Here is an 18,624-nt window from a genome sequence, read left to right as displayed (position 1 = left end):
CGATCAAGCCTTGGCGCTGGTCATGGCGAAGATGCCGGTGGCGTTGCCGGTGTCGAAGGCCAGGTCCAGCCGGCCGGTATCCGGGTCGATATCGCGGCTGATGAATTCGTAGAAGGAGCCGGGAACAGTGCGCAGGTCGCGATCTGCGAAGAGGCGTTCGACACTGTCTGCGCGGAAAGCGGTCTGGCGGACGCGGCCGGTGGCGGAGATTTCCAGCTTGGGCTTCATCGGCCGGTCTTCCGCCTTGAGGCGATCTGCCAGCGCGGCGACATCGGGCACGCGATCGGTCGCATGGTTGAAGGCATTGCCCTCGGTCGCGATCCAGGCGGCTTCGTTGGAGCGGGAGAGCAGCAGCTCATAATCGGCAAAGGCCGGCGGTTCATGCTGGCGGTCGAAGGCGGAGACGATGACAGGCAGGGCGGTGGCGGCGTCATCGAAGCCGACCGGTTCGCCGGCGGCATAGCGGTCGAGCAGGGCGATGGTCGGGGCATCGAGCGGATCGCGCGAGGTGCCGAAGATGCGGGTCGCCGCTTCGCCAAATTCTGGATCGAACCGGTCGACATGCAGTTCGGACAGGAAGAATTGCGGGATCGCCTCGGGCGCGTCGACATGGACATAGGCGCGGCCGGTCATCTTGAGGCGATCGAGCGGATAGAGGGCGGCCATGCGGTAGCCCAAGGGCAGGAAGATGCGGGTGAAGGCATCCTCGCCAGCGGGCAGGGCGCCGGTCGGCCCATCGGCAAAACGGATGGTGCGCAGCGCGCCATGGTCGAACATCACCCGGCCGCCGCGCGCCAGCGTGTCGGCGACATAGGCCGCGCCACTCGGCACCCGTTCGAGCAGGTCGTGGAACAGGATGACGTTCATCGCCATGGCAAAGGCGGCGCGACTGACGGTCGGGCCGCTTTGCGCCAGCAGCGCGGGATCGATCGCCAGCGCGTCCAGTGCGGCCTTGCCGGCGTCTTCGCCCAGCACCGACTGAACCAGGGCGACGATGCTTCCTTCATTCTGCGACGACATAAGAACGCTCCACGATGACAGCGCCCTTATCGCAGGATAGGGTGGGTCGCGCAAATAGGGAGCTGTCATCACTTGATGCGGAACGGGAATGGATAGGGCGCGCAAATGGCTGCCGCCGATGAGCGCGCTCAACAGTTTCGATGCGGCCGCGACCCATGGCAGCTTCTCGCGCGCCGGGGTGGAGGTGGGGCTGACCCAGAGCGCGGTCAGCCGCCAGATCGCGCTGCTGGAGGATTGGTTGCAGACGCCTCTGTTCGACCGGGTCGGGCGACGGGTGCAACTGAACGAGGCGGGGCAGGCCTATGCCGAGGAGATCCGTCCGGCGCTCGACCGCATCCGGCGGGCGACCCGGCGGGTGGCGGCGCGGCGGGCGCAGGGGGCGCTGCGGATCGCGACCCTGCCCAGTTTCGGCATGCGCTGGCTGGCGCCGCGCCTGCCGGGCCTCAGCGCGCTGCATCCTGATCTGGTGGTGGATTTCGCGTCGCGATCCGACCCGTTCGATTTCGCGCAGGAGGAATTTGACGCGGCGATCCATTATGGCCTGCCGGAGGAATGGCCCGGCGTGGCGCAGGATTATCTGTTTCGCGAACAGATGGTGCCGGTCTGCGCGCCGGACTGGCTGGCGGCCAATGTGCTGCGGTCGCCGGCCGATCTGCTGGGCAAGCCGCTGCTGAGCCAGAGTTCGCGACGGGACGCCTGGGCGCGCTGGTTCGCGGCAGCGGGCGTCGAGGCGGGGCCGTTGCCGCCGGGGCCGGCGTTCGAGCATTTCCTGATGCTGGCGCAGGCGGTTGTGGCGGGGGCGGGCGTGGCGCTGATCCCCAGCTTCCTGATCCGGCCGGAGCTGGAATCGGGCAGCCTGGTTATCCCGTTCGATCGCCCCTTGTCGAGCGAGCAGGCCTATTATCTGGTCTATCCCACGGGGCTTGGTGGCCATCCGGGACTGGCACGGTTTCGCGCCTGGATGCTGGCGAGCGCGGGCGCGGATTAGGCGCCCGCGCTCGGGTGCCTAGTTCTTCTTCGGCATGCAGTCCGCGCCGGCGGCCTTGATGCTGCTGCACAGGCGCGAGGCGTCGGCGCTGGTGGCGATCGGTCCGGCCTGAAGGCGGGTGATGCTGCCGGCCTTGACCAGATAGGGTTGATAGCCGGAGAGGCCGCTGACCTTGCGGGTCAACTGGCTCCACAACGCACGGGCGCGGCCTTCGTCGCCGAACGCGCCAAGCTGGACGCGCCAGTCGCCGCCGGCAGCCGGTGCCGGCATCCTGGACGGCGCGGGCTTGGGTGGCGTGGGCTTGGAGGGCGCCGGTTTGGCTGCCTCCGGTGCCGGCTTGGGCGCGACCGGCTGCGGCTTGGCAACCGCGACCTGGGTCATGGGTGCGGGAGCTGGCTTTGCTGGTGCCGGGGCGGGAGAAGCCGGGCGGGGCTGTGCCGCTGTCGCCGGCAGGGTCAGGCTGGCGCTGGCCAGGCTCTTTTCCTGCGCCTCCATCGACGAGGCCAGGGCAAGGCCCTGCTTGCGCTGGTCGGCGGGGATATATTTGTCCATCTGCTGCAGGCTGGTGGTCGCCTGTGGCAGGCCGGAGGCGGAGGCGCGGGTCATCATCGCATAGGCGCGGACCCAGTCCTTGCCGACCATGTCGCCGTTGAACAGGGCGGTGCCGACAATATATTGCGCGCGGGTTTCGCCGCGGGCGGCGGCATGCTGGAGATAGGGCATGGCCCCGGCGCGATCGCCCTGCTGGAACATCAGCAGGCCCAGATTATCCTCGGCGCGGGCATGGCCCTGCGCCGTCGCCTTGCGATACCAGTCGACCGCGCTGTTGAGGTCGGCCGGAACGCCGCGGCCAAGCTTGTAGGCCTGGCCCAGATTGAACTGCGCATCGGGATCGCCGGCATTGGCGAGCGGGCGCCATTCGGTGATCGCTTTGGCATAATCGCCCTGCTGCCAGGCATCGACGCCGGCCTTCACATCGGCAAGCGCCGGCAAGGCGGCCGTCAACAGCGTGCCGAACGCAATGGCTCCCCAGATAGGCTTCATATCCATGCTCCAGACCGGAATATTCGTCCGGCACTATCGTCAAACAAGGTTAACGTCTTCTTAGCATTGCCGGATCCATGATGTGAAACCGGGGATAGGTGATCCTCAACAAGGTTGCCAGACCAGTTAACCGAATTTTAGGCGGCGCCATGCCAAATCGTTTCGGAACTGGATTTACCTGGGGGAAGGCGCGTGCGCATATTGGCATTGGCATCGCAAAAAGGCGGATCGGGCAAGACGACCCTGTCCGGTCATCTGGCCGTACAGGCCCAGTTGGCCGGGGCCGGTCCGGTCGTGCTGATCGACATCGATCCCCAGGGTTCGCTGGCCGACTGGTGGAACGAGCGCGAGGCCGAATATCCCGCCTTTGCCCAGACCACGGTTGCGCGGCTGGCCGCCGATCTCGAAATTCTGCGCCAGCAGGGGTTCAAGCTGGCCGTGATCGATACGCCGCCGGCGATTACCATGGCGATCCAGAGCGTGATTTCGGTTGCCGAACTGATCGTCGTGCCGACCCGCCCGAGCCCGCATGACCTGCGCGCCGTCGGTGCCACGGTCGACCTGTGCGAGCGCGCCGGCAAGCCGCTGATCTTCGTCGTCAATGCCGCGACGCCCAAGGCGCGCATCACCTCCGAAGCCGCTGTCGCTTTGTCGCAGCATGGCACGGTGGCGCCGGTGACGCTGCACCATCGCACCGATTTCGCCGCCTCGATGATCGACGGCCGCACGGTGATGGAGGTCGATCCCAAGGGCAAGTCGGCCGCCGAAGTGACCGGGCTGTGGAGCTATATCTCCGATCGCCTCGAGAAGAATTTCCGCCGCACGGTCTTTTCCGTGCCCCAGAACAGCGTCGGCACCGCCGCCGCTTCGCGTCCCGCCGGTGGTGGCTTCGGCCGCCGCGTCGTGCAGTAAGAAAAGGGGGCTATCATGGCTGAAGCCAAACCGATCGCTTCCCTGACGTCCGGCCTGCTGGCGCGCAAGGGCGCGGCCACGCCGGCGATGCGCCGCCCGATGCTGGGCTTTGGTCGCCCGAGCAATGCCGGCATGGTGTCCGATGATCTGGGCTGGAACGACATGGGTTTCGACGTGCCGATGCACGATGACGAGCCTGCCGCGCCGACCGCGCCCGTTGCCACCGGCCTGACGCCGATGACCACGGTGCTCGCGCCGGTTCCGGTGCCGGCGGTCGTGACCGAACGCGAGGAACTGGCCGAGCGCGTGGCACAGGTCGTTCTGCCCGAGACGGTGGAAGCCGAGCCGGAACCGGCCGAACTGGTGATGGCTGCCAAGCCGATGCGGGCAAAGCCGGCGTCGGTGCGCGCCGCGCCGCCCAAGGCGATGGCGGTCGACAACGCACGCAAGGCGGCCTTCACGCTGCGGCTGGACGCGAGCCGTCATCTCAAGCTGCGTCTGGCGGCGGCGGTGACCGGCCGGTCGGCGCAACAAGTTGTTACCGAAGCACTGGATGCTTTCCTCGAAGGGCTGCCCGAGATTGATCGGCTTGCCCAGCAATTGCCGCACTGACGCGGCGATCTTTGATTATAGGTGGGTAAGGTCATGAAACGAACGGCATTTGGCAAGGCGGCCGTTTCCTCCTTGATGGTGGCGACGACGATGGTCGGCTGCACCGGCGCGGCATTCCATCCGCGTTCGGCGGCGGTCAAGCACGCCAATCCCGGCAAGCCGGCCGAGGCTGCGGAAAAGGCGCTGGCCGATCGTGACGGCGCAAAAGCGGTGCAGGCAGCGGAAGCGGCCGTGCAGGCGGCGCCCGACAATGCGCAATATCGCCAGTTGCTGGGCCGTGCCTATGTGCTGGATGGCCGCTTCGTTTCGGCCGAGACGGCCTTCACCGACGCGATGACCCTGGGCAACCGCGATTCGCGCACCATCGTCAGCCTGGCGCTGGTCGAGGTGGCGCTGGGCAAGAATGACGCCGCGCGCGATCTGCTGGCCGCCAATACCGACAATGTGCCGGCGGGCGATTATGGCCTGGCGCTGGCGATGGCCGGTGATCCGACAGAAGGCGTCCGCATCCTGTCCGCCGCGATCCAGGATCCGTCGGCCAATGCCCGCACCCGCCAGAACCTAGCCTATGCCTATGCGCTGGCCGGTCGCTGGAAGGATGCGCGCCTGGTGGCCGGGCTTGATCTGGCGCCGCTTGCCGCCAATCAGCGTATTGCCCAATGGGCCGGCATGGCCGACCCGGCACTGGCGCCGCAGCGCGTCGCCGCGCTGATGGGCGTTACCGTCAACGGCGCCGATCAGGGCCAGCCGGCGGTGCTGGCGCTGGCGCCCGCTGCGCCGGATGCCGCGCCGGCGGCGCTGGCCGCTGCGTCGACTGAGCCGGCCCCGGTGCTGGACCTGCCGAGCGGTTCGCCGATCGAGATGGCGGCGGCCGAGCCCGCCCCTGCCGCGCCCGCGCTCAACACCCGGATCATCGAAACTGCCGTGCCGGCGTCCACGCCCGCACCTGCGGCCAAGGCTGCGCCCAAGCCGGCGCCGGTGCGCGTCGCCGCCAAGCGCGACTTCGTCGTCGAAGGCCCGGCGGCCAAGGCCAAGCCGGCCAAGGGCAAGGCTGCCCCGCTCGCCAGCCCGGCAGCGCGGATGCAGCAGGTCGCCTATATCAAGCCGGTGACCACGGGGGCGAGCGCCTGGGTCGTTCAGCTTGGTGCTTTCGATTCGCCGGCCGTGGCCAAGGAAAAATGGACCAGCATGGCGCGCGTCAATGGACGCATCGCCGCCTTCCCGGTGCTGACCAGCCAGGCGACCGTCAACGGTCGGACCTTCCACCGGATCGCGATCAGCGGCTTTGGCAGTCGTGCCGACGCGCAGACGCTGTGTCAGTCGATCAAGGCACAGCGCGGCCAGTGCTTCGTGCGGGAAGGCGCACCGAACGCGACGCCGCAGCGCTGGGCCGTGGCATCGACGCGCGGTCGCCAATTCGCATCGCGCTGATCGCACGGCGCCTTCGGGCGTGACCATGACTTCATGCGGGCCGGGCCGAAAGGTTCCGGCCCGCAATGCATTTGCGCGCCGCGAGTGCTGCAATCGTGCGATGCGCTGAATTTCGGATTGTCTGGAGCCAGTCCGGCCTTGCCAAGGGCTGAAATAGTGGCTCCCCGAGTAGGATTCGAACCTACGGCCATTCGATTAACAGTCGAATGCTCTACCGCTGAGCTATCGGGGAGCAGCCCTGCTTGCGCCGGGCAGGCCGCGCATATGCAGCGGCTTGTCCCAAATGGCAAGCGTGAAATTGCAGAAAATTACGCGATGAATTGTTCGGCCGCGATCCGGTCGTCCAGCGTATGTTCGGGGTCGAACAACAAAGTCAGCGGCGTGGCGCGGTCGATCTTGACCTCCACCTGGGCGACGTCACGGACTTCGCGCTGGTCGGCGACGGCACTGACCGGACGCTTGACCGGATCGAGCACGGTAAAGCGAATCGCGGTATTTTCCGGCAGGATGGCGCCACGCCAGCGGCGCGGCCGGAACGGGCTGATCGGGGTCAGGGCGACGAGCGCCGACCCCAGTGGCAGGATCGGGCCATGGGCGGACAGATTATAGGCGGTGGACCCGGCGGGCGTTGCGACCAGCACGCCGTCGCACACCAGTTCGGGCAGCACGGGGCGATCGTTGACCTGCACTTCCAGCTTGGCGGTCTGGCGGGTTTCGCGCAGCAGCGAGACTTCGTTGATCGCCGGGATGGAGAAACGCTCGCCATCGACGGTGTCGACTACCATGCGCAGCGGATTGACCTTGAAGCTCTTGGCTTTTTCCAGCCGCTGTTCCAGCCGTTCAAGCCGCCATTCGTTCATCAGGAAGCCGACCGTGCCGAGGTTCATGCCGAAGACCGGCAATATGCGGCGGGATTCCAGCATGGCGTGCAGCGTCTGCAGCATGAAGCCGTCGCCGCCCAGCGCGATGACCGTGTCCGCCTGTTCCAGCGGCACGAAATCATAGGCGGCGCGCAACCGCTCTTCCGCTGCCCGTGCAGCCTGGGTCGGGGACGCGACGAGGGCGCGCCGGGGTTCGCTCTTCATCCGCCGGTGACGCTCATATGTCGCTGGACCGCCGCAGTCGGAGCGCCGGCACCGATCCGGAAATCATGGGCGGCAGGCTTGCGCCGCAGTGCGCGATCGACCAGCGGCTCGACCGCGGCGAGGCCGCCGCTGCGCAGCGCGGCCTTGAAATCGACATGGTCGTCATGGCCCAGGCACATGTAGATCTTGCCCTCGCAGGTCATGCGCATCCGGTTGCAGTCGGCGCAGAAATTGCGGGTGAGCGGGGTGATGAGCCCAAGCCGTATGCCCAGCCCCTCAACATCATGATAGCGCGCCGGGCCACCCGTGCGCGCCGCGATCGGGGTGAGGGCATGATGGGCGTCAATCTCCTGCGCGACATGCGACAGCGGTAGATAATGGTCGGTGCGATCCTCGCCGGTTTCCCCCAGCGGCATGGTCTCGATCAGGGTCAGGTCGAAGCCCTGGCTGTCGCACCAGCGGAGCATCGGCAGGATCTCGTCGGCATTGATATCCTTGAGCGCGACCATGTTGATCTTGACCGCGAGCCCAGCCGCGCGCGCGGCATCCAGTCCGCGCCGCACGGCCGACAGGTCGCCGCCACGGGTGATATGGGCGAAGCGATCGGCCTGCAGGCTGTCGAGGCTGACATTGATACGGCGGACGCCGGCGTCGTGCAGCGCCTCTGCATGATCGGCCAGACGCGTGCCGTTGGTGGTCAGCGTCAGTTCCTGAAGGCCGGCATCCAGATGGCGACCGATTCGACGGATCAGGTCGATGATGTCGCGGCGCACCAGCGGTTCGCCGCCAGTCAGACGGATGCGGCGCACGCCGCGCGCAATGAAGAGATCGGCGAGCAGCGCGATTTCCTCCAGCGTCAGAACCTGATTTTTCGGCAGGAACTGCATTCGCTCCGCCATGCAGTAGCGGCAGCGCAGGTCGCATCGATCCGTAACGGAAATCCGCAGATAATCGATCCGGCGGCCAAGGCCGTCGGTCATGGAAGTTGCGGCAGGATCGACCATGGCCATGTCCCTAGCTAGGCCATGGGCATGGCGGGCGCAAGCTGGCCGGTTGCGGGGCGGTGAAGAGGTCGGTAACCGGTTGCTGTTACAAGAGCGGCATGCGCCTTGTCAGGGAGTCGATAAAAGAGTGAGCGGGCAGGCCGCCCCGGACGGGCAGCGCAGCATCTTCATCCTGTCGCCCGGCGACCGCGACCCCCTGTGCCGTGCCGCGCAGGAGGCGGGCTGGCGCGCGATCGGTGCGCGGCGTGCCACCGATGCGCCGCAACGTTTCCTGCGCAGCGACGCCCAGATCGCGCTGGTCGACATGCGCGGTGGGACGGCGGCCAAGCTGATCGCGCCCTTGGTGCCGGCGGTGGATGCGGGCGGCTGCGCGCTGGTGGTGCTGGTCGATGCGGCGGCGGTCGCGACCCTGCCGCAATTGTTCGATGCCGGCGCGACCCATTTTCTGGTGGCGCCGGTAACGCAACCCCTGTTGCAGGCGACGCTGGCATCGGCGCAGCGACTGGTCGAGCGGCTGGGCGGTGGCGCGATGCAGAGCCAGCGGGCGCAGCGCATCCGCCGGGGCGACGCGCTCTATTGGGAGATGGATCGTGACGGCGCCGGGCTGCGGCTGAGCGAGAGCCTGGCCCGCAATCTGGGGATAGAGGCGTGGCAGCCGACGCCGTCGACCTTGATCCACCGGCTGGCGCGCAATGAACGCAAGGCGGTGCTGAACGCGCTGGAGGGGATGATGCAGTCGGGGCGTCCGGCGGCATTCGCCCATGCCGTGCCGGATCGGCCGGGCAATCGGCTGGTGCATCATCTGCGCTTCGTCGATGGCACGGTGGCGGCGGATGTGGAGTGGCTGTCCGACGCGCAGGACCAGGATGTGGCGAGCCGCGACAATCTGACCGGGCTGCGTTCGCGCCAGGCGGCGCTGGACTGGCTGGATCGCCGGTCGGGGCTGCCGACGACGGTGGTGCTGCTGTCGATCAGCCAGTTTGATCGCATGAATGCGGCCTATGGCCAGGTGGTGGGCGATGCGCTGCTGGGGCGGATTGCGCGGCGGATCGAACAGATTGTCGATAGCGTGGCGGGCCATGCGATGGTCGCGCGTATCGCCGGCACGGAATTTCTGGTCGGCCTGACCGGCGAGCCGGCGGCGGCGGAGCGGGCGACCTATCTGGCGCGGCAGTTGATCGAGGCGATCAGCCGGCCGTTCAGTGCGGGCGACCATCTGATCCGCTTGATTGCGCGATGCGGTATCGCGCAGGCGCGGGCGGAGGATGATGCGACCCAGTTGCTGCGGCGGGCAGGGGCTGCACTGGCCGATGCGCGACAGGGCGGGGGCGAAGGCATTCGCATCTTTTCCGCCGAGAAGCGCAGCCGCCAGCTCGACGCCGACCAACTGGAAACCGACCTGCGGCTGGCGCTGCACCGGGGCGAGATCGGCATCGTGTTCCAGCCGCAATATCCGGTCTATGACCATCGCATCAGCGGGGTCGAGGCTTTGGCGCGGTGGAACCACCCGATCTATGGCCCGCTGGGGGCCGGCATATTGTTCGGCACGGCTGAACGGTCCGACTATATGCTGCCGCTGTCGGCGCATATCCAGGCCGAGGCATTGCGGCAGGCGGCGGCCTGGCCGAGCGCGCTGTCGAATCTGCGCCTGTCGATCAACGTCACGGCGGCGGATATTTCGCAGCCGGGGTTCATGGCCGATTTCCTGGGCCAGGTAGACCGCAGCGGCTTTCCCCGGTCGCGGCTGACGGTGGAGATTACCGAAAGCGGGCTGATCCATGATGTCGACGCGGCGGCGGCGCTGCTGACGGCATTGCGGTCCGAAGGACTGGCGGTGGCGATCGACGATTTCGGCACCGGCTATTCGAGCCTGGCTTATCTCAAGGGCCTGCCGCTCGATTATCTGAAGATCGACTCCAGCCTGGCCCAGGATATCGCCGGGTCGGCGCGCGACCGGATCATCGTGCGCGGGGTGATCCATATGGCGAAGTCGCTGGGCCTCAACGTCATCGCCGAAGGGGTGGAGACGGAGCAGCAGCTCGACCTGCTGGCACGGGAAGGCTGCGATTATTATCAGGGCTTCCTGCGCTCGGCGGGCGTCTCAACGCCCGAACTCATATCGCTGGTGCTACAGGGTTAGGCCGACCTTTCCGATGAGGGCCGAGCCGGCGTGGCGCGCGTCGCGGCTATCGATGTCGGTGTCGCTGTAGCGCAACTCCGCCGACCAGCGGCCGCGATACCAGGCGATCGCCGCGCCATAATCCCAATAATCGCCGCCCGGCCGCAGCCGTTGCGATGCGATCGGATCGCGATCCGACCCGGAACTATGGCCGACCCGCGCCGAGGCGGTGAGCGGCGTCCCCGGAATGGCGAAGGAGGCGGCGGAGGACAGATAGAGATTGTCGCCGCCGATCGCCGACTGGCGCGGCGCATATTGGGCGCCGATGTCGATGCTGGCGGGACCGATCAGAAAGCCGGCGCCGGCGCCAAATTCGCCATAGCCCTGATGATCGGCGCCGGGGAAGAGATGGTAGCGCGCGTCGAGCGACAGGCGCCAGCCGCCCAGTTGATGGACATAGGAAGGGCCAAGGTCGATCACGGCGTCGGCGCCGCCATGGCGATCGCTGCCCCAGAGGCTGGTGGCGGCACCATCGAGCGACAGGCCCTGCGCGACCGGCACGGAGAGGCTGCCGCGCAGCACCGGATCGCCGTCGCTCCAACTGAGGCCCCGGCGACGCTCGTCGCTGGCGACCTCGACCGTGGCGCTCGGGCCGCTGGCATATTGGGCGGCGGCCGGTACGGCATGGAGGGCGAGGCCAAGCCCGCCCAGCCATGCCAGGCCGATGGTCCGATCAGTTCGACGCAAGATTGCGCACCGAGTCCAGTTCGGCCAGCAGCGGCGCGCGATCGGCTTCTGCCACGGCGATCAGATGGGCTTCGATCTTGTCCTGATACTGGGCCATGTTGCGTTCGCCCGACTGACGGCCGGTCGTGCAGGCGCCAGCCTCGCTACCCGAAAAGCGCTTGTCGCTCGACACGGTACGCGCCAGCGCCGGGCCGTGGTCGAGCTTGCGGTCGACGACGATCGTCGCGGTCCACTGGCAGCGCTGGCCGTCCATGCGGTTGGGCGTCTTTGCACCGATGGTCTTTGTGCGGATGTCGGCACGGGCGGTGTAGGTGGCACCGACCTGATTACCATGATGCTCGACCGACACATTGTGGGTCGCGGCGGCGGCAAGCGCCATAAGGATCAAACTCATTTCATTCTCCTGCTGTGACGCCGCGCTTTGTTGCCCGGTCGTCACGAAGGCATGTAGGTTTCGACTGTTGCTGCTTCTTTTCCGGTTGATGATGAATGGCGACATGAGGGTCGGATATGCAGGGTGCTGGGTCATGACAGGGTCATCGTGACGCGTCAGCCGCAAAGTTCACACCGTTCTTGCCCCGTATTTCTGGCCGATTTTGCGAAAAAAAGGTCATGGCAACGCGCCACGCAAGCGACAGTGACGCGTCAATTGGGTGCCGGTGACGCGACGGTCGGGTCATGGGGACGCGTCATCCGGGTCATCAGGACGCGACAGTCGGGGCATGATTTCATGCGGTGGTCGAGGCGCGGAGACAGGCGGCATCATCCGGCAGGATAGAGCAGAGAAAGTTCAAATAGGAAAGAAGTGGTTGCTGAACGTTTCTGCTGGCCATTGCGACTTGCAAGCCTGCGTCGATCCGCCACTATGAACTTGAGGAATGCAGGAGGGATATCATCATGTTCGCCCTTTTTCTTCTGTTGCAGGCAGCCGCGCCCGATATTGTCGTGACGGGCGAGAGGCTGGTCGAAGAGCAGGCGAAATGCGCGCGCGGCGAATGCACGCCACTGCGCGATGCGCAGGCGACGATCGCCCTGGCCGAGCAGCAGTTCCGCAATGGCGAATATGTGCATGCCAAGGGGCTGCTGGCCGCGGCGATCAGCCGCAACAAGGACAGAGGCGCGGAGGCGCCGCGAGCGGTTGCCGCCATCTATGAAGCGATGGCGACGGTGTCGCTGCATGAGGGCGATCAGGATGATTATCGCCACGCGGTGGCGGGGCAGGTGAAGACGCTGCGCGACAATCTGCCAGCGGATGATGTGGCGGTGCAGGCATCGGCCACGGCGCTGGGCGACATGTGGATCAAGCTGGGCCGCTATCGGCAGGCGGAATCGACCTTCCGTGGAATAGAGGAGCAGGCGCTGGCCGAAGGGCGCGCCTATCCGGCGATGATGGCCGGGATGAAGCGGGTGTGGCTGGCTGGCGCGCTGGGCAAGATGCGCGATGCGCGTATGATGCTGGACGCGCTGGAGCGGCGCCCGATCGCGCAGGAGCCAGGCTTTCGCACTGCCCTGCGCGTGGTGCGACTGCGACTGGCGGTGCGGGCCGGCGACGATGCGGAAATCACCCGGCTGGCCGAAACGATCGGCACGGACCAGGGTGGCCCGCCGGTGCTGATCTGGCAACCATCCTATCCCGGTAGTGCGGCGGTCGAGGCGAATAATAGTGCCCGGACCTTTGATCTCGTGGATGCGGTTCCGATCAATTCGTCCGACCTAGCCAGCATCCAGTGGGTGGATGTGGGCTTCTGGATCCGGCCGGATGGGCATACCGAGGAAGCGGAGATATTGCGGGGGTCGCGCGCGCCTGCCTGGGCGCCGGCAATCCTGAAGCAGGTAGCGGGGCGACGCTATGCTGCGAGTGCGAAAGCGGGAGAGGGGGATGCATCCGGCAGCTATCGGATCGAGCGTGTCACGCCCAAATATCAATATGTGGTTCCCAAAGGATCGGTGATCCGGCGTCGGGTTCCGGCAGCCGGCTTCGAGATACTGGACCTGACCGCATCGGAAGCGGCGATGCCGCCGCCCGGCGAATAAGGCCGGGTATGGGCATAGCGGTTCATGTGACAGGGTAGCTGACAGAAAGGAAGGAAATCATCATGTTCGCCCTTTTGCTTCTGGTGCAGGCGGCCTCGCCCGATATCGTCGTGACGGGCCAGCGGCTGGTCGAGGAGCAGGCAAAATGCGTGCGCGGCGAATGCACGCCGCTGCGCGATGCGCAGGCGACGATCGCGCTGGCCGAGCAACGGTTCCGCAATGGCGAATATATGCAGGCTAAGGGGCTGCTGGCCGCAGCGATCAGCCGCAACAAGAACAAGGGGGCGGAGGCGCCGCGAGCGGTTGCCGCCATCTATGAAGCGATGGCGACGGTGTCGCTGCATGAGGGCGATCAGGATGATTATCGCCGCGCGGTGGCAGGGCAGGTCAAGACGCTGCGCGACAATCTGCCGGCGGACGATGTGGCGGTGCAGGCATCGGCCACGGCGTTGGGCGACATGTGGATCAAGCTCGGAAAATTTCGCCAGGCGGACGCCAGCTTTCACGCGATCGAGGATCAGGCGCTGGCCGAAGGGCGCGCCTATCCGGCGATGATGGCCGGGATGAAGCGGGTGTGGTTGGCCGGCGCGCTGGGGAAGGCGCGCGAGGCGAGCATTATGCTGGATGCATTGGAGCAGCGGCCGATTGCGCAGGAACCGGGATTTCGCACCGCCCTGCGCGTGGTGCGCCTGCGCCTGGCGGTGCGGGCCGGCGACGATGCGGAGATCACCCGCCTGGCCGGAACCATCGCTGCGGACCAGGGCGGGCCGCCGGTCCTGGTTTGGCAACCGCCCTATCCGGGGGATGCGATGGCCGAGGCCAGCAATAATGTTCGGGCCTTTGGCGGCGTCGATGTGACGTCGGTCCGATCCACCGATGTGGCCAGCATCCAGTGGGTGGATGTGGGCTTCTGGGTTCGACCAGATGGGCATACCGAGGAAGCGGAAATCTTGCGCGGGTCGCGCGCGCCTGCCTGGGCGCCGGCGATCCTGAAACAGGTTGCGGGACGGCGCTATGCGGCGAACGCCAAGGTTGGCGAGGAAGATGGGCCTGGTAGCTATCGGATCGAGCGGGTGACCCGCAAGAACCTATATGCGACCCCGGTCGGGTCGAATATCCGGCGCCGGGTGGCTGCACCGGGCTTCGAGATATTGGACCTGACCGCATCGGAGGCCGCCATGTCCCCGCCGGGCGAATGAGGCAGGGGCAGCAGCGCAAAGTGCTTTCCACCCCGGAGGGCAGGCTCTAAAGGCCCGCGCTCATCATTTTTCGAGACGGGAAGCCAGCGATGATTCAACCGGGTGCGACGTTCAAGGACAATCTCCAGCTGCTGCCGCCGATCGACGGCATTGCCCGCATCGACCTGAAGGATGCGACCGGCACGGTCGTGGCCAGCATCGAGAACCAGCCGGGCAAGCAGGGATCGTTGGCGGTCTATGCCTATTTGCAGAAGGTGTTCGGCACGCTGGACGCGGCGGCGGCCGAGCATGGGCTGACGGTGTTTGCCGAACATACGGCGGACGCTCGCAATCGGCCGGGCGCGCACCCCAATGTCGATCGGTTGATCGCGATCGTGGACGGCGGCGATGCGCTGGCGATCGGGGTGGTTGCGGGCTGAACGAGCCGGGTAAATTATTGCCTCGACGCGCCATTTCTTTTGCCGCTGTCGGGGCATGACGCAGGGCCTGCCAGGTCGGGCGGGCGAAATCGGATGAGGGCAGGTTGCTTCGAAAGGCCCTCACCCTCCCACGCCTGCGGCGCGGCCGCCTTCCTCTCCCGTTCACGGGAGAGGGGAATTGGCAATGGCCGGGATGGGTGTGAACAAGACATTCCTCCCCGGCACGGGGAGGGGGACCGCTCGCGTAGCGAGTGGTGGAGGGGCACAGGCCGGATAGCTCAGCGCTAAGAGGCTCCTGCCCCTCCGTCAGCGCTTCGCGCTGCCACCTCCCCGTGCCGGGGAGGAATGTCAGCTTCTGGTCGTTTTCTCCCCGCGCGGCGGTGAGGAACAGAGCGCAGGCTTACCCCGCCGCCTTGGCCAGCCCCTTCGACAGTTGCAGCGCGCCGTTGAGGCGGGCGGCGGGGTCGGGCCAGGCGCGGGTGACGACGACCTTGCTGTCCGGGCGGAGGCGGGCGACGCCGTCGAGGCGCTGGACATAGGCGACGAGGCCCGCGGGGTTGGGGAAGCGATCCTCGAAGAAGCTGACCAGCGCGCCTTTTGGCCCGACATCGATCTTGGCGATATTGGCCATGAGGCAATTCTGCTTGATCTCGATGATCTTGAGCAGGTTCTGGGTCGGGGCGGGCAGCTTGCCGAAGCGGTCGATCAGTTCGGCGGCGAAGGCCTCCAGACCCTGGCGGTCCTCCAGCTCGTTGATGCGGCGATAGAGGCCCATGCGCAGGTCGAGATCCGGCACGAATTCTTCCGGGATCATGATCGGCGCGTCGACGCTGATCTGTGGCGAGAAGCTGTCGCGGCGTGCTTCGAGGCCGGCGCCGCCGGCCTTGGCGTCCATGATCGCGTCCTCCAGCATCGACTGGTACAGCTCGAAGCCGACCTCCTTGATATGACCCGACTGTTCGTCGCCGACGAGATTGCCGGCGCCGCGAATGTCGAGATCGTGGGAAGCAAGCTGGAAGCCGGCGCCGAGCGTATCGAGATCGGACAGCACCTTGAGCCGCTTTTCCGCGGTTTCGGTGATGATGCGGTTGGCGGGCGTGGTGAAATAGGCATAGGCGCGCGTCTTCGACCGGCCGACGCGGCCGCGCAGCTGGTAGAGCTGGGCAAGGCCGAAGCGGTCGGCGCGGTGGATGATGAGCGTGTTGGCGCTGGGGATGTCGAGGCCGGATTCGACGATGGTGGTGGAAAGCAGCACGTCATAGCGCTTGTCGTAGAAGGCGGACATGCGCTCCTCGACATCGGTGGCGCTCATCTGGCCATGGGCGACGATCGGCTTCACCTCGGGCACTTCGGTGCGCAGGAACTCCTCGACCTCGGTCAGGTCGGAGATGCGCGGCACGACGAAGAAGCTCTGGCCGCCGCGATAATGTTCGCGCAGCAGCGCCTCGCGGATGACGACGCCGTCCCAGGGCATGATGTAGGTGCGCACCGCCAGGCGATCGACCGGCGGGGTCTGGATGACCGAGAGTTCGCGCAGGCCCGACATGGCCATCTGCAAGGTGCGGGGGATGGGCGTGGCGGTCAGGGTGAGGACATGGACGTCGGTCTTCAGGGACTTCAAGCGTTCCTTGTGGGTGACGCCGAAGCGCTGTTCCTCATCGACGATGACGAGGCCGAGGCGCTTGAACTCCAGCCCCTTGGCGAGCAGGGCGTGGGTGCCCACGACAATGTCGATCGTGCCGTCGGCGAGGCCCGCCTTGGTCGCCTTTGCCTCCTTGTCGGGGACGAGGCGGGAAAGACGGGCGATTTCCAGCGGGAAGCCGCGGAAGCGCTCGATGAAATTCATGTGATGCTGGCGCGCGAGCAGGGTGGTGGGGCAGATCACCACCACCTGCATCCCGGCCATAGCGGCGACGAAGGCGGCGCGCAGCGCGACCTCGGTCTTGCCGAAGCCGACATCGCCGCAGACGAGCCGGTCCATCGGGCGGCCGGCGCCCAGATCCTCGATGACATCACCGATCGCGCGGTCCTGGTCGTCGGTTTCCTGATAGGGGAAGCGGTCGACGAAGGCGGGATAGCCGGCGGCGTCCGGCTCGGCGATTTCGGCCGGGCGCAGGGCGCGTTCGGCGGCGGTCTTGAGCAGTTCGCCCGCAATCTCGCGGATCCGCTCCTTCATCCGCGCCTTGCGCCGCTGCCAGGCCTCGCCGCCCAGCTTGTCGAGGCTCACGCCCTCGCTGTCGGAGCCGTAGCGCGAGAGGACTTCGAGATTTTCGACCGGCACATAGAGCTTGTCGCCGCCGGCATAGGAGAGGGCGACGCAGTCATGCGCGGTCTTGCTGACCGGGATCTGGGTCAGCCCCTCATAGCGGCCGATGCCATGGTCCATATGGACGACGAGGTCGCCGGGCGAGAGGGTGGCGAGTTCGGCGAGGAAGGCGTCGGCGCTCTTCTTGCGCTTGGCGCGGCGGACGAGGCGATCGCCCAGCATATCCTGTTCGGTGAGGACGGCGACGTCGGGCGCGGTGAAGCCATGGTCGAGGCCGAGCACGGTGAGGACGGCGCTGCCACCGGCCGCTGTGCCAAGCGCCTCCTGCCAGCTGTCGGCGGCGGCGAGGCGGGCGACGCCATGATCGGCGAGCAGGCCCGACAGACGCTCGCGCGCGCCGGCCGAATAGCTGGCGATCACCACCTTCTTCTTGGTGCGGCGCAGGGCGTCGATATGCTTGCCGACCGCCTCATAGACATTGACGTTCTGCGCGCGTTCGGGCGCGAAATCGCGCGGGCCGTCGACGGCGAAGTCGAGGACGGTGGCGCTTTCGGGCTCGTGGAAGGGGGTGGTGGCGTGCATAGGCCAGCTGGCGGCGGCGGCATCCCACTCGGCGGCGTCGAGATAGAGGGCGTGCGGCGCGAGCGGGCGATAGGCGCCTGGATCGGCCGATTTCGCGGCGATGCGGTTGGCATGATAGTCGCGGATCGCCTCGAACCGGGAGTCAGCTGCGCCGACCACGCCATGGTCGCGGACGATGATCGCGTCATCGCCCAGATGCTCGGTCAGCGGAACCAGCTTTTCCTCGAACAAAGGCAGCCAATGTTCCATGCCGGCGAGGCGCCGGCCTTCGCTCACCGCCTGATAGAGCGGGTCGCCGGTCGCGGTCGCGCCGAAGGTTTCGCGATAGCGGCCACGGAAGCGCTTGATCGTGTCTTCGTCGAGCAGCGCTTCGGATGCAGGGAGCAGGGTGAAGCCGTCGACGCTGCCGGTGGTGCGCTGGTCGGTCGGGTCGAAGCGGCGCACCGTCTCGATCTCGTCGCCGAAGAAGTCGAGGCGCAGCGGCTGGTCCTCGCCGCCGGGGAACAGGTCGACGATGCCGCCGCGAATGGCGAACTCGCCGCGATCATGGACGGTGTCGGTGCGGACATAGCCGTTGGATTGCAGCATGTCGGCGAGGCGCGTGATCGCGATCCGCTCCTTGGGCGCGAGGCGCGCGACCAACTGGCGGACGCGGAACGGGGTGAGGGTGCGCTGGGTCAGGGCGTTGAGGGTGGTGAGGACCAGCTGCGGCCCTTTTGGTTTTGCCTGGAGCGCATGAAGGCCGGCAAGACGCGCCGACGCAGTGCGGAGCGAGGGGCTGGCCCGGTCATAGGGCAGGCAGTCCCAGGCGGGAATTTCGATGAGCTCGATCTCTGGCGCGAAATAATGGGCGGTCTCGGCGACCGCGCGCATCAGTTGCTCGTCCGAGGCGACGAAGACGGCACGCGTCGCATCCGAACCATGGGCCGCGCGGGCAATGTCCGCCAGCAGCCAGGGCTGGAAGCCGGCCGGCACGCCGGACAAGGTGAGCGGCGCCTTCGCCTTCAGGATTTTCTGGAGATCGGTCATGTTTCTACTTCCTTCCTCCCCCTTGGGGGGAGGGGGACCGGCGAAGCCGGTGGAGGGGTGTTACGCTCTCGAGAGGTTGACACCCCTCCGTCTGGCCTGCGGCCAGCCACCTCCCCTGCCAGGGGAGGATGGC

General features: G+C 66.9%; 15 protein-coding genes and 1 tRNA gene. 8 read left to right on the top strand and 8 right to left on the bottom strand.

Features of this window, described 5'->3' with window-relative positions:
• Positions 1–3 precede the first annotated feature (3 nt).
• Positions 4–1,020: a DUF1338 domain-containing protein gene (locus DIZ22_RS08090; RefSeq protein WP_122928092.1), complete on the bottom strand. Its 1,017-nt coding sequence runs from the start codon at positions 1,018–1,020 to the stop codon at positions 4–6.
• Positions 1,021–1,108: 88 nt separating this feature from the next.
• Here DIZ22_RS08090 and gcvA point away from each other — a divergent pair, with 88 nt between their 5' ends.
• Positions 1,109–2,008 (top strand): transcriptional regulator GcvA, encoded by a 900-nt coding sequence (gene gcvA / locus DIZ22_RS08085; RefSeq protein ID WP_048936916.1) that lies wholly within the window; start codon positions 1,109–1,111, stop codon positions 2,006–2,008.
• Between the two features lie 18 nt (positions 2,009–2,026).
• Here gcvA and DIZ22_RS08080 read toward each other — a convergent pair whose 3' ends face one another.
• The gene (locus tag DIZ22_RS08080; RefSeq protein ID WP_048936915.1) at positions 2,027–3,058 is read right to left on the bottom strand and encodes an SPOR domain-containing protein; all 1,032 of its coding nucleotides are present in this window, start codon (positions 3,056–3,058) and stop codon (positions 2,027–2,029) included.
• Positions 3,059–3,244: 186 nt separating this feature from the next.
• Here DIZ22_RS08080 and DIZ22_RS08075 point away from each other — a divergent pair, with 186 nt between their 5' ends.
• From DIZ22_RS08075 to DIZ22_RS08065, 3 genes are read left to right on the top strand one after another with little or no spacing between them, the layout of a single operon-like run.
• The gene (locus tag DIZ22_RS08075; protein WP_004212248.1) at positions 3,245–3,964 is read left to right on the top strand and encodes a ParA family protein; all 720 of its coding nucleotides are present in this window, start codon (positions 3,245–3,247) and stop codon (positions 3,962–3,964) included.
• Between the two features lie 15 nt (positions 3,965–3,979).
• Positions 3,980–4,576 carry a hypothetical protein gene (locus DIZ22_RS08070; protein WP_048936914.1) on the top strand — a complete coding sequence of 199 codons (597 nt, stop codon included), beginning with the start codon at positions 3,980–3,982 and terminating at the stop codon, positions 4,574–4,576.
• 33 nt (positions 4,577–4,609) lie between these two features.
• Positions 4,610–6,007 (top strand): SPOR domain-containing protein, encoded by a 1,398-nt coding sequence (locus DIZ22_RS08065; RefSeq protein ID WP_206364621.1) that lies wholly within the window; start codon positions 4,610–4,612, stop codon positions 6,005–6,007.
• A gap of 157 nt (positions 6,008–6,164) precedes the next feature.
• Here DIZ22_RS08065 and DIZ22_RS08060 read toward each other — a convergent pair.
• From DIZ22_RS08060 to moaA, 3 genes are all read right to left on the bottom strand, one after another.
• Positions 6,165–6,239: transfer RNA gene (locus DIZ22_RS08060), tRNA-Asn, on the bottom strand.
• Between the two features lie 76 nt (positions 6,240–6,315).
• Positions 6,316–7,092, bottom strand: a complete 777-nt coding sequence (locus DIZ22_RS08055; protein WP_122928090.1) for an NAD kinase — start codon at positions 7,090–7,092, stop codon at positions 6,316–6,318.
• Positions 7,089–8,102, bottom strand: coding sequence for a GTP 3',8-cyclase MoaA (gene moaA, locus DIZ22_RS08050; RefSeq protein ID WP_048936912.1), 1,014 nt, complete (start codon positions 8,100–8,102; stop codon positions 7,089–7,091). Before moaA ends, DIZ22_RS08055 begins: the two co-directional genes overlap by 4 nt.
• 121 nt (positions 8,103–8,223) lie before the next feature.
• Here moaA and DIZ22_RS08045 point away from each other — a divergent pair, with 121 nt between their 5' ends.
• Entirely contained in the window at positions 8,224–10,236 is a 2,013-nt protein-coding gene (locus DIZ22_RS08045; protein ID WP_048936911.1) for a bifunctional diguanylate cyclase/phosphodiesterase, read from the top strand.
• On the opposite strand, the gene DIZ22_RS08040 is transcribed toward DIZ22_RS08045, so the two are convergent.
• A complete protein-coding gene (locus DIZ22_RS08040; RefSeq protein ID WP_048936910.1) occupies positions 10,225–10,962 on the bottom strand; it encodes a TorF family putative porin in 738 nt (245 codons plus the stop codon). The genes DIZ22_RS08045 and DIZ22_RS08040 overlap by 12 nt on opposite strands.
• Complete coding sequence (locus tag DIZ22_RS08035) at positions 10,949–11,356, bottom strand: hypothetical protein (protein WP_048936909.1); 408 nt, start codon at positions 11,354–11,356, stop codon at positions 10,949–10,951. Before DIZ22_RS08035 ends, DIZ22_RS08040 begins: the two co-directional genes overlap by 14 nt.
• 503 nt (positions 11,357–11,859) lie before the next feature.
• Here DIZ22_RS08035 and DIZ22_RS08030 point away from each other — a divergent pair.
• The 3 genes from DIZ22_RS08030 (at position 11,860) to DIZ22_RS08020 (ending at position 14,614) form a co-directional block, all read left to right on the top strand.
• Positions 11,860–12,996 carry a hypothetical protein gene (locus DIZ22_RS08030; protein ID WP_048936908.1) on the top strand — a complete coding sequence of 379 codons (1,137 nt, stop codon included), beginning with the start codon at positions 11,860–11,862 and terminating at the stop codon, positions 12,994–12,996.
• A 62-nt stretch (positions 12,997–13,058) separates the two neighbouring features.
• A complete protein-coding gene (locus DIZ22_RS08025; RefSeq protein WP_048936907.1) occupies positions 13,059–14,195 on the top strand; it encodes a hypothetical protein in 1,137 nt (378 codons plus the stop codon).
• Positions 14,196–14,284: 89 nt separating this feature from the next.
• Positions 14,285–14,614 (top strand): DUF2322 family protein, encoded by a 330-nt coding sequence (locus tag DIZ22_RS08020; RefSeq protein WP_048936906.1) that lies wholly within the window; start codon positions 14,285–14,287, stop codon positions 14,612–14,614.
• 400 nt (positions 14,615–15,014) lie between these two features.
• Here the strand turns inward: DIZ22_RS08020 and mfd are convergent, their stop codons facing one another.
• Entirely contained in the window at positions 15,015–18,491 is a 3,477-nt protein-coding gene (mfd, locus tag DIZ22_RS08015) for a transcription-repair coupling factor (protein WP_122928089.1), read from the bottom strand.
• Positions 18,492–18,624: the final 133 nt, after the last annotated feature.

The sequence above is a fragment of the Sphingobium sp. LF-16 genome, from assembly GCF_003711185.1.
In the GTDB taxonomy this organism is placed as follows: domain Bacteria; phylum Pseudomonadota; class Alphaproteobacteria; order Sphingomonadales; family Sphingomonadaceae; genus Sphingobium; species Sphingobium yanoikuyae_A.
Note: the sequence above shows the minus strand (reverse complement) of the source record. Positions and strands in the feature narration are given on the sequence as shown.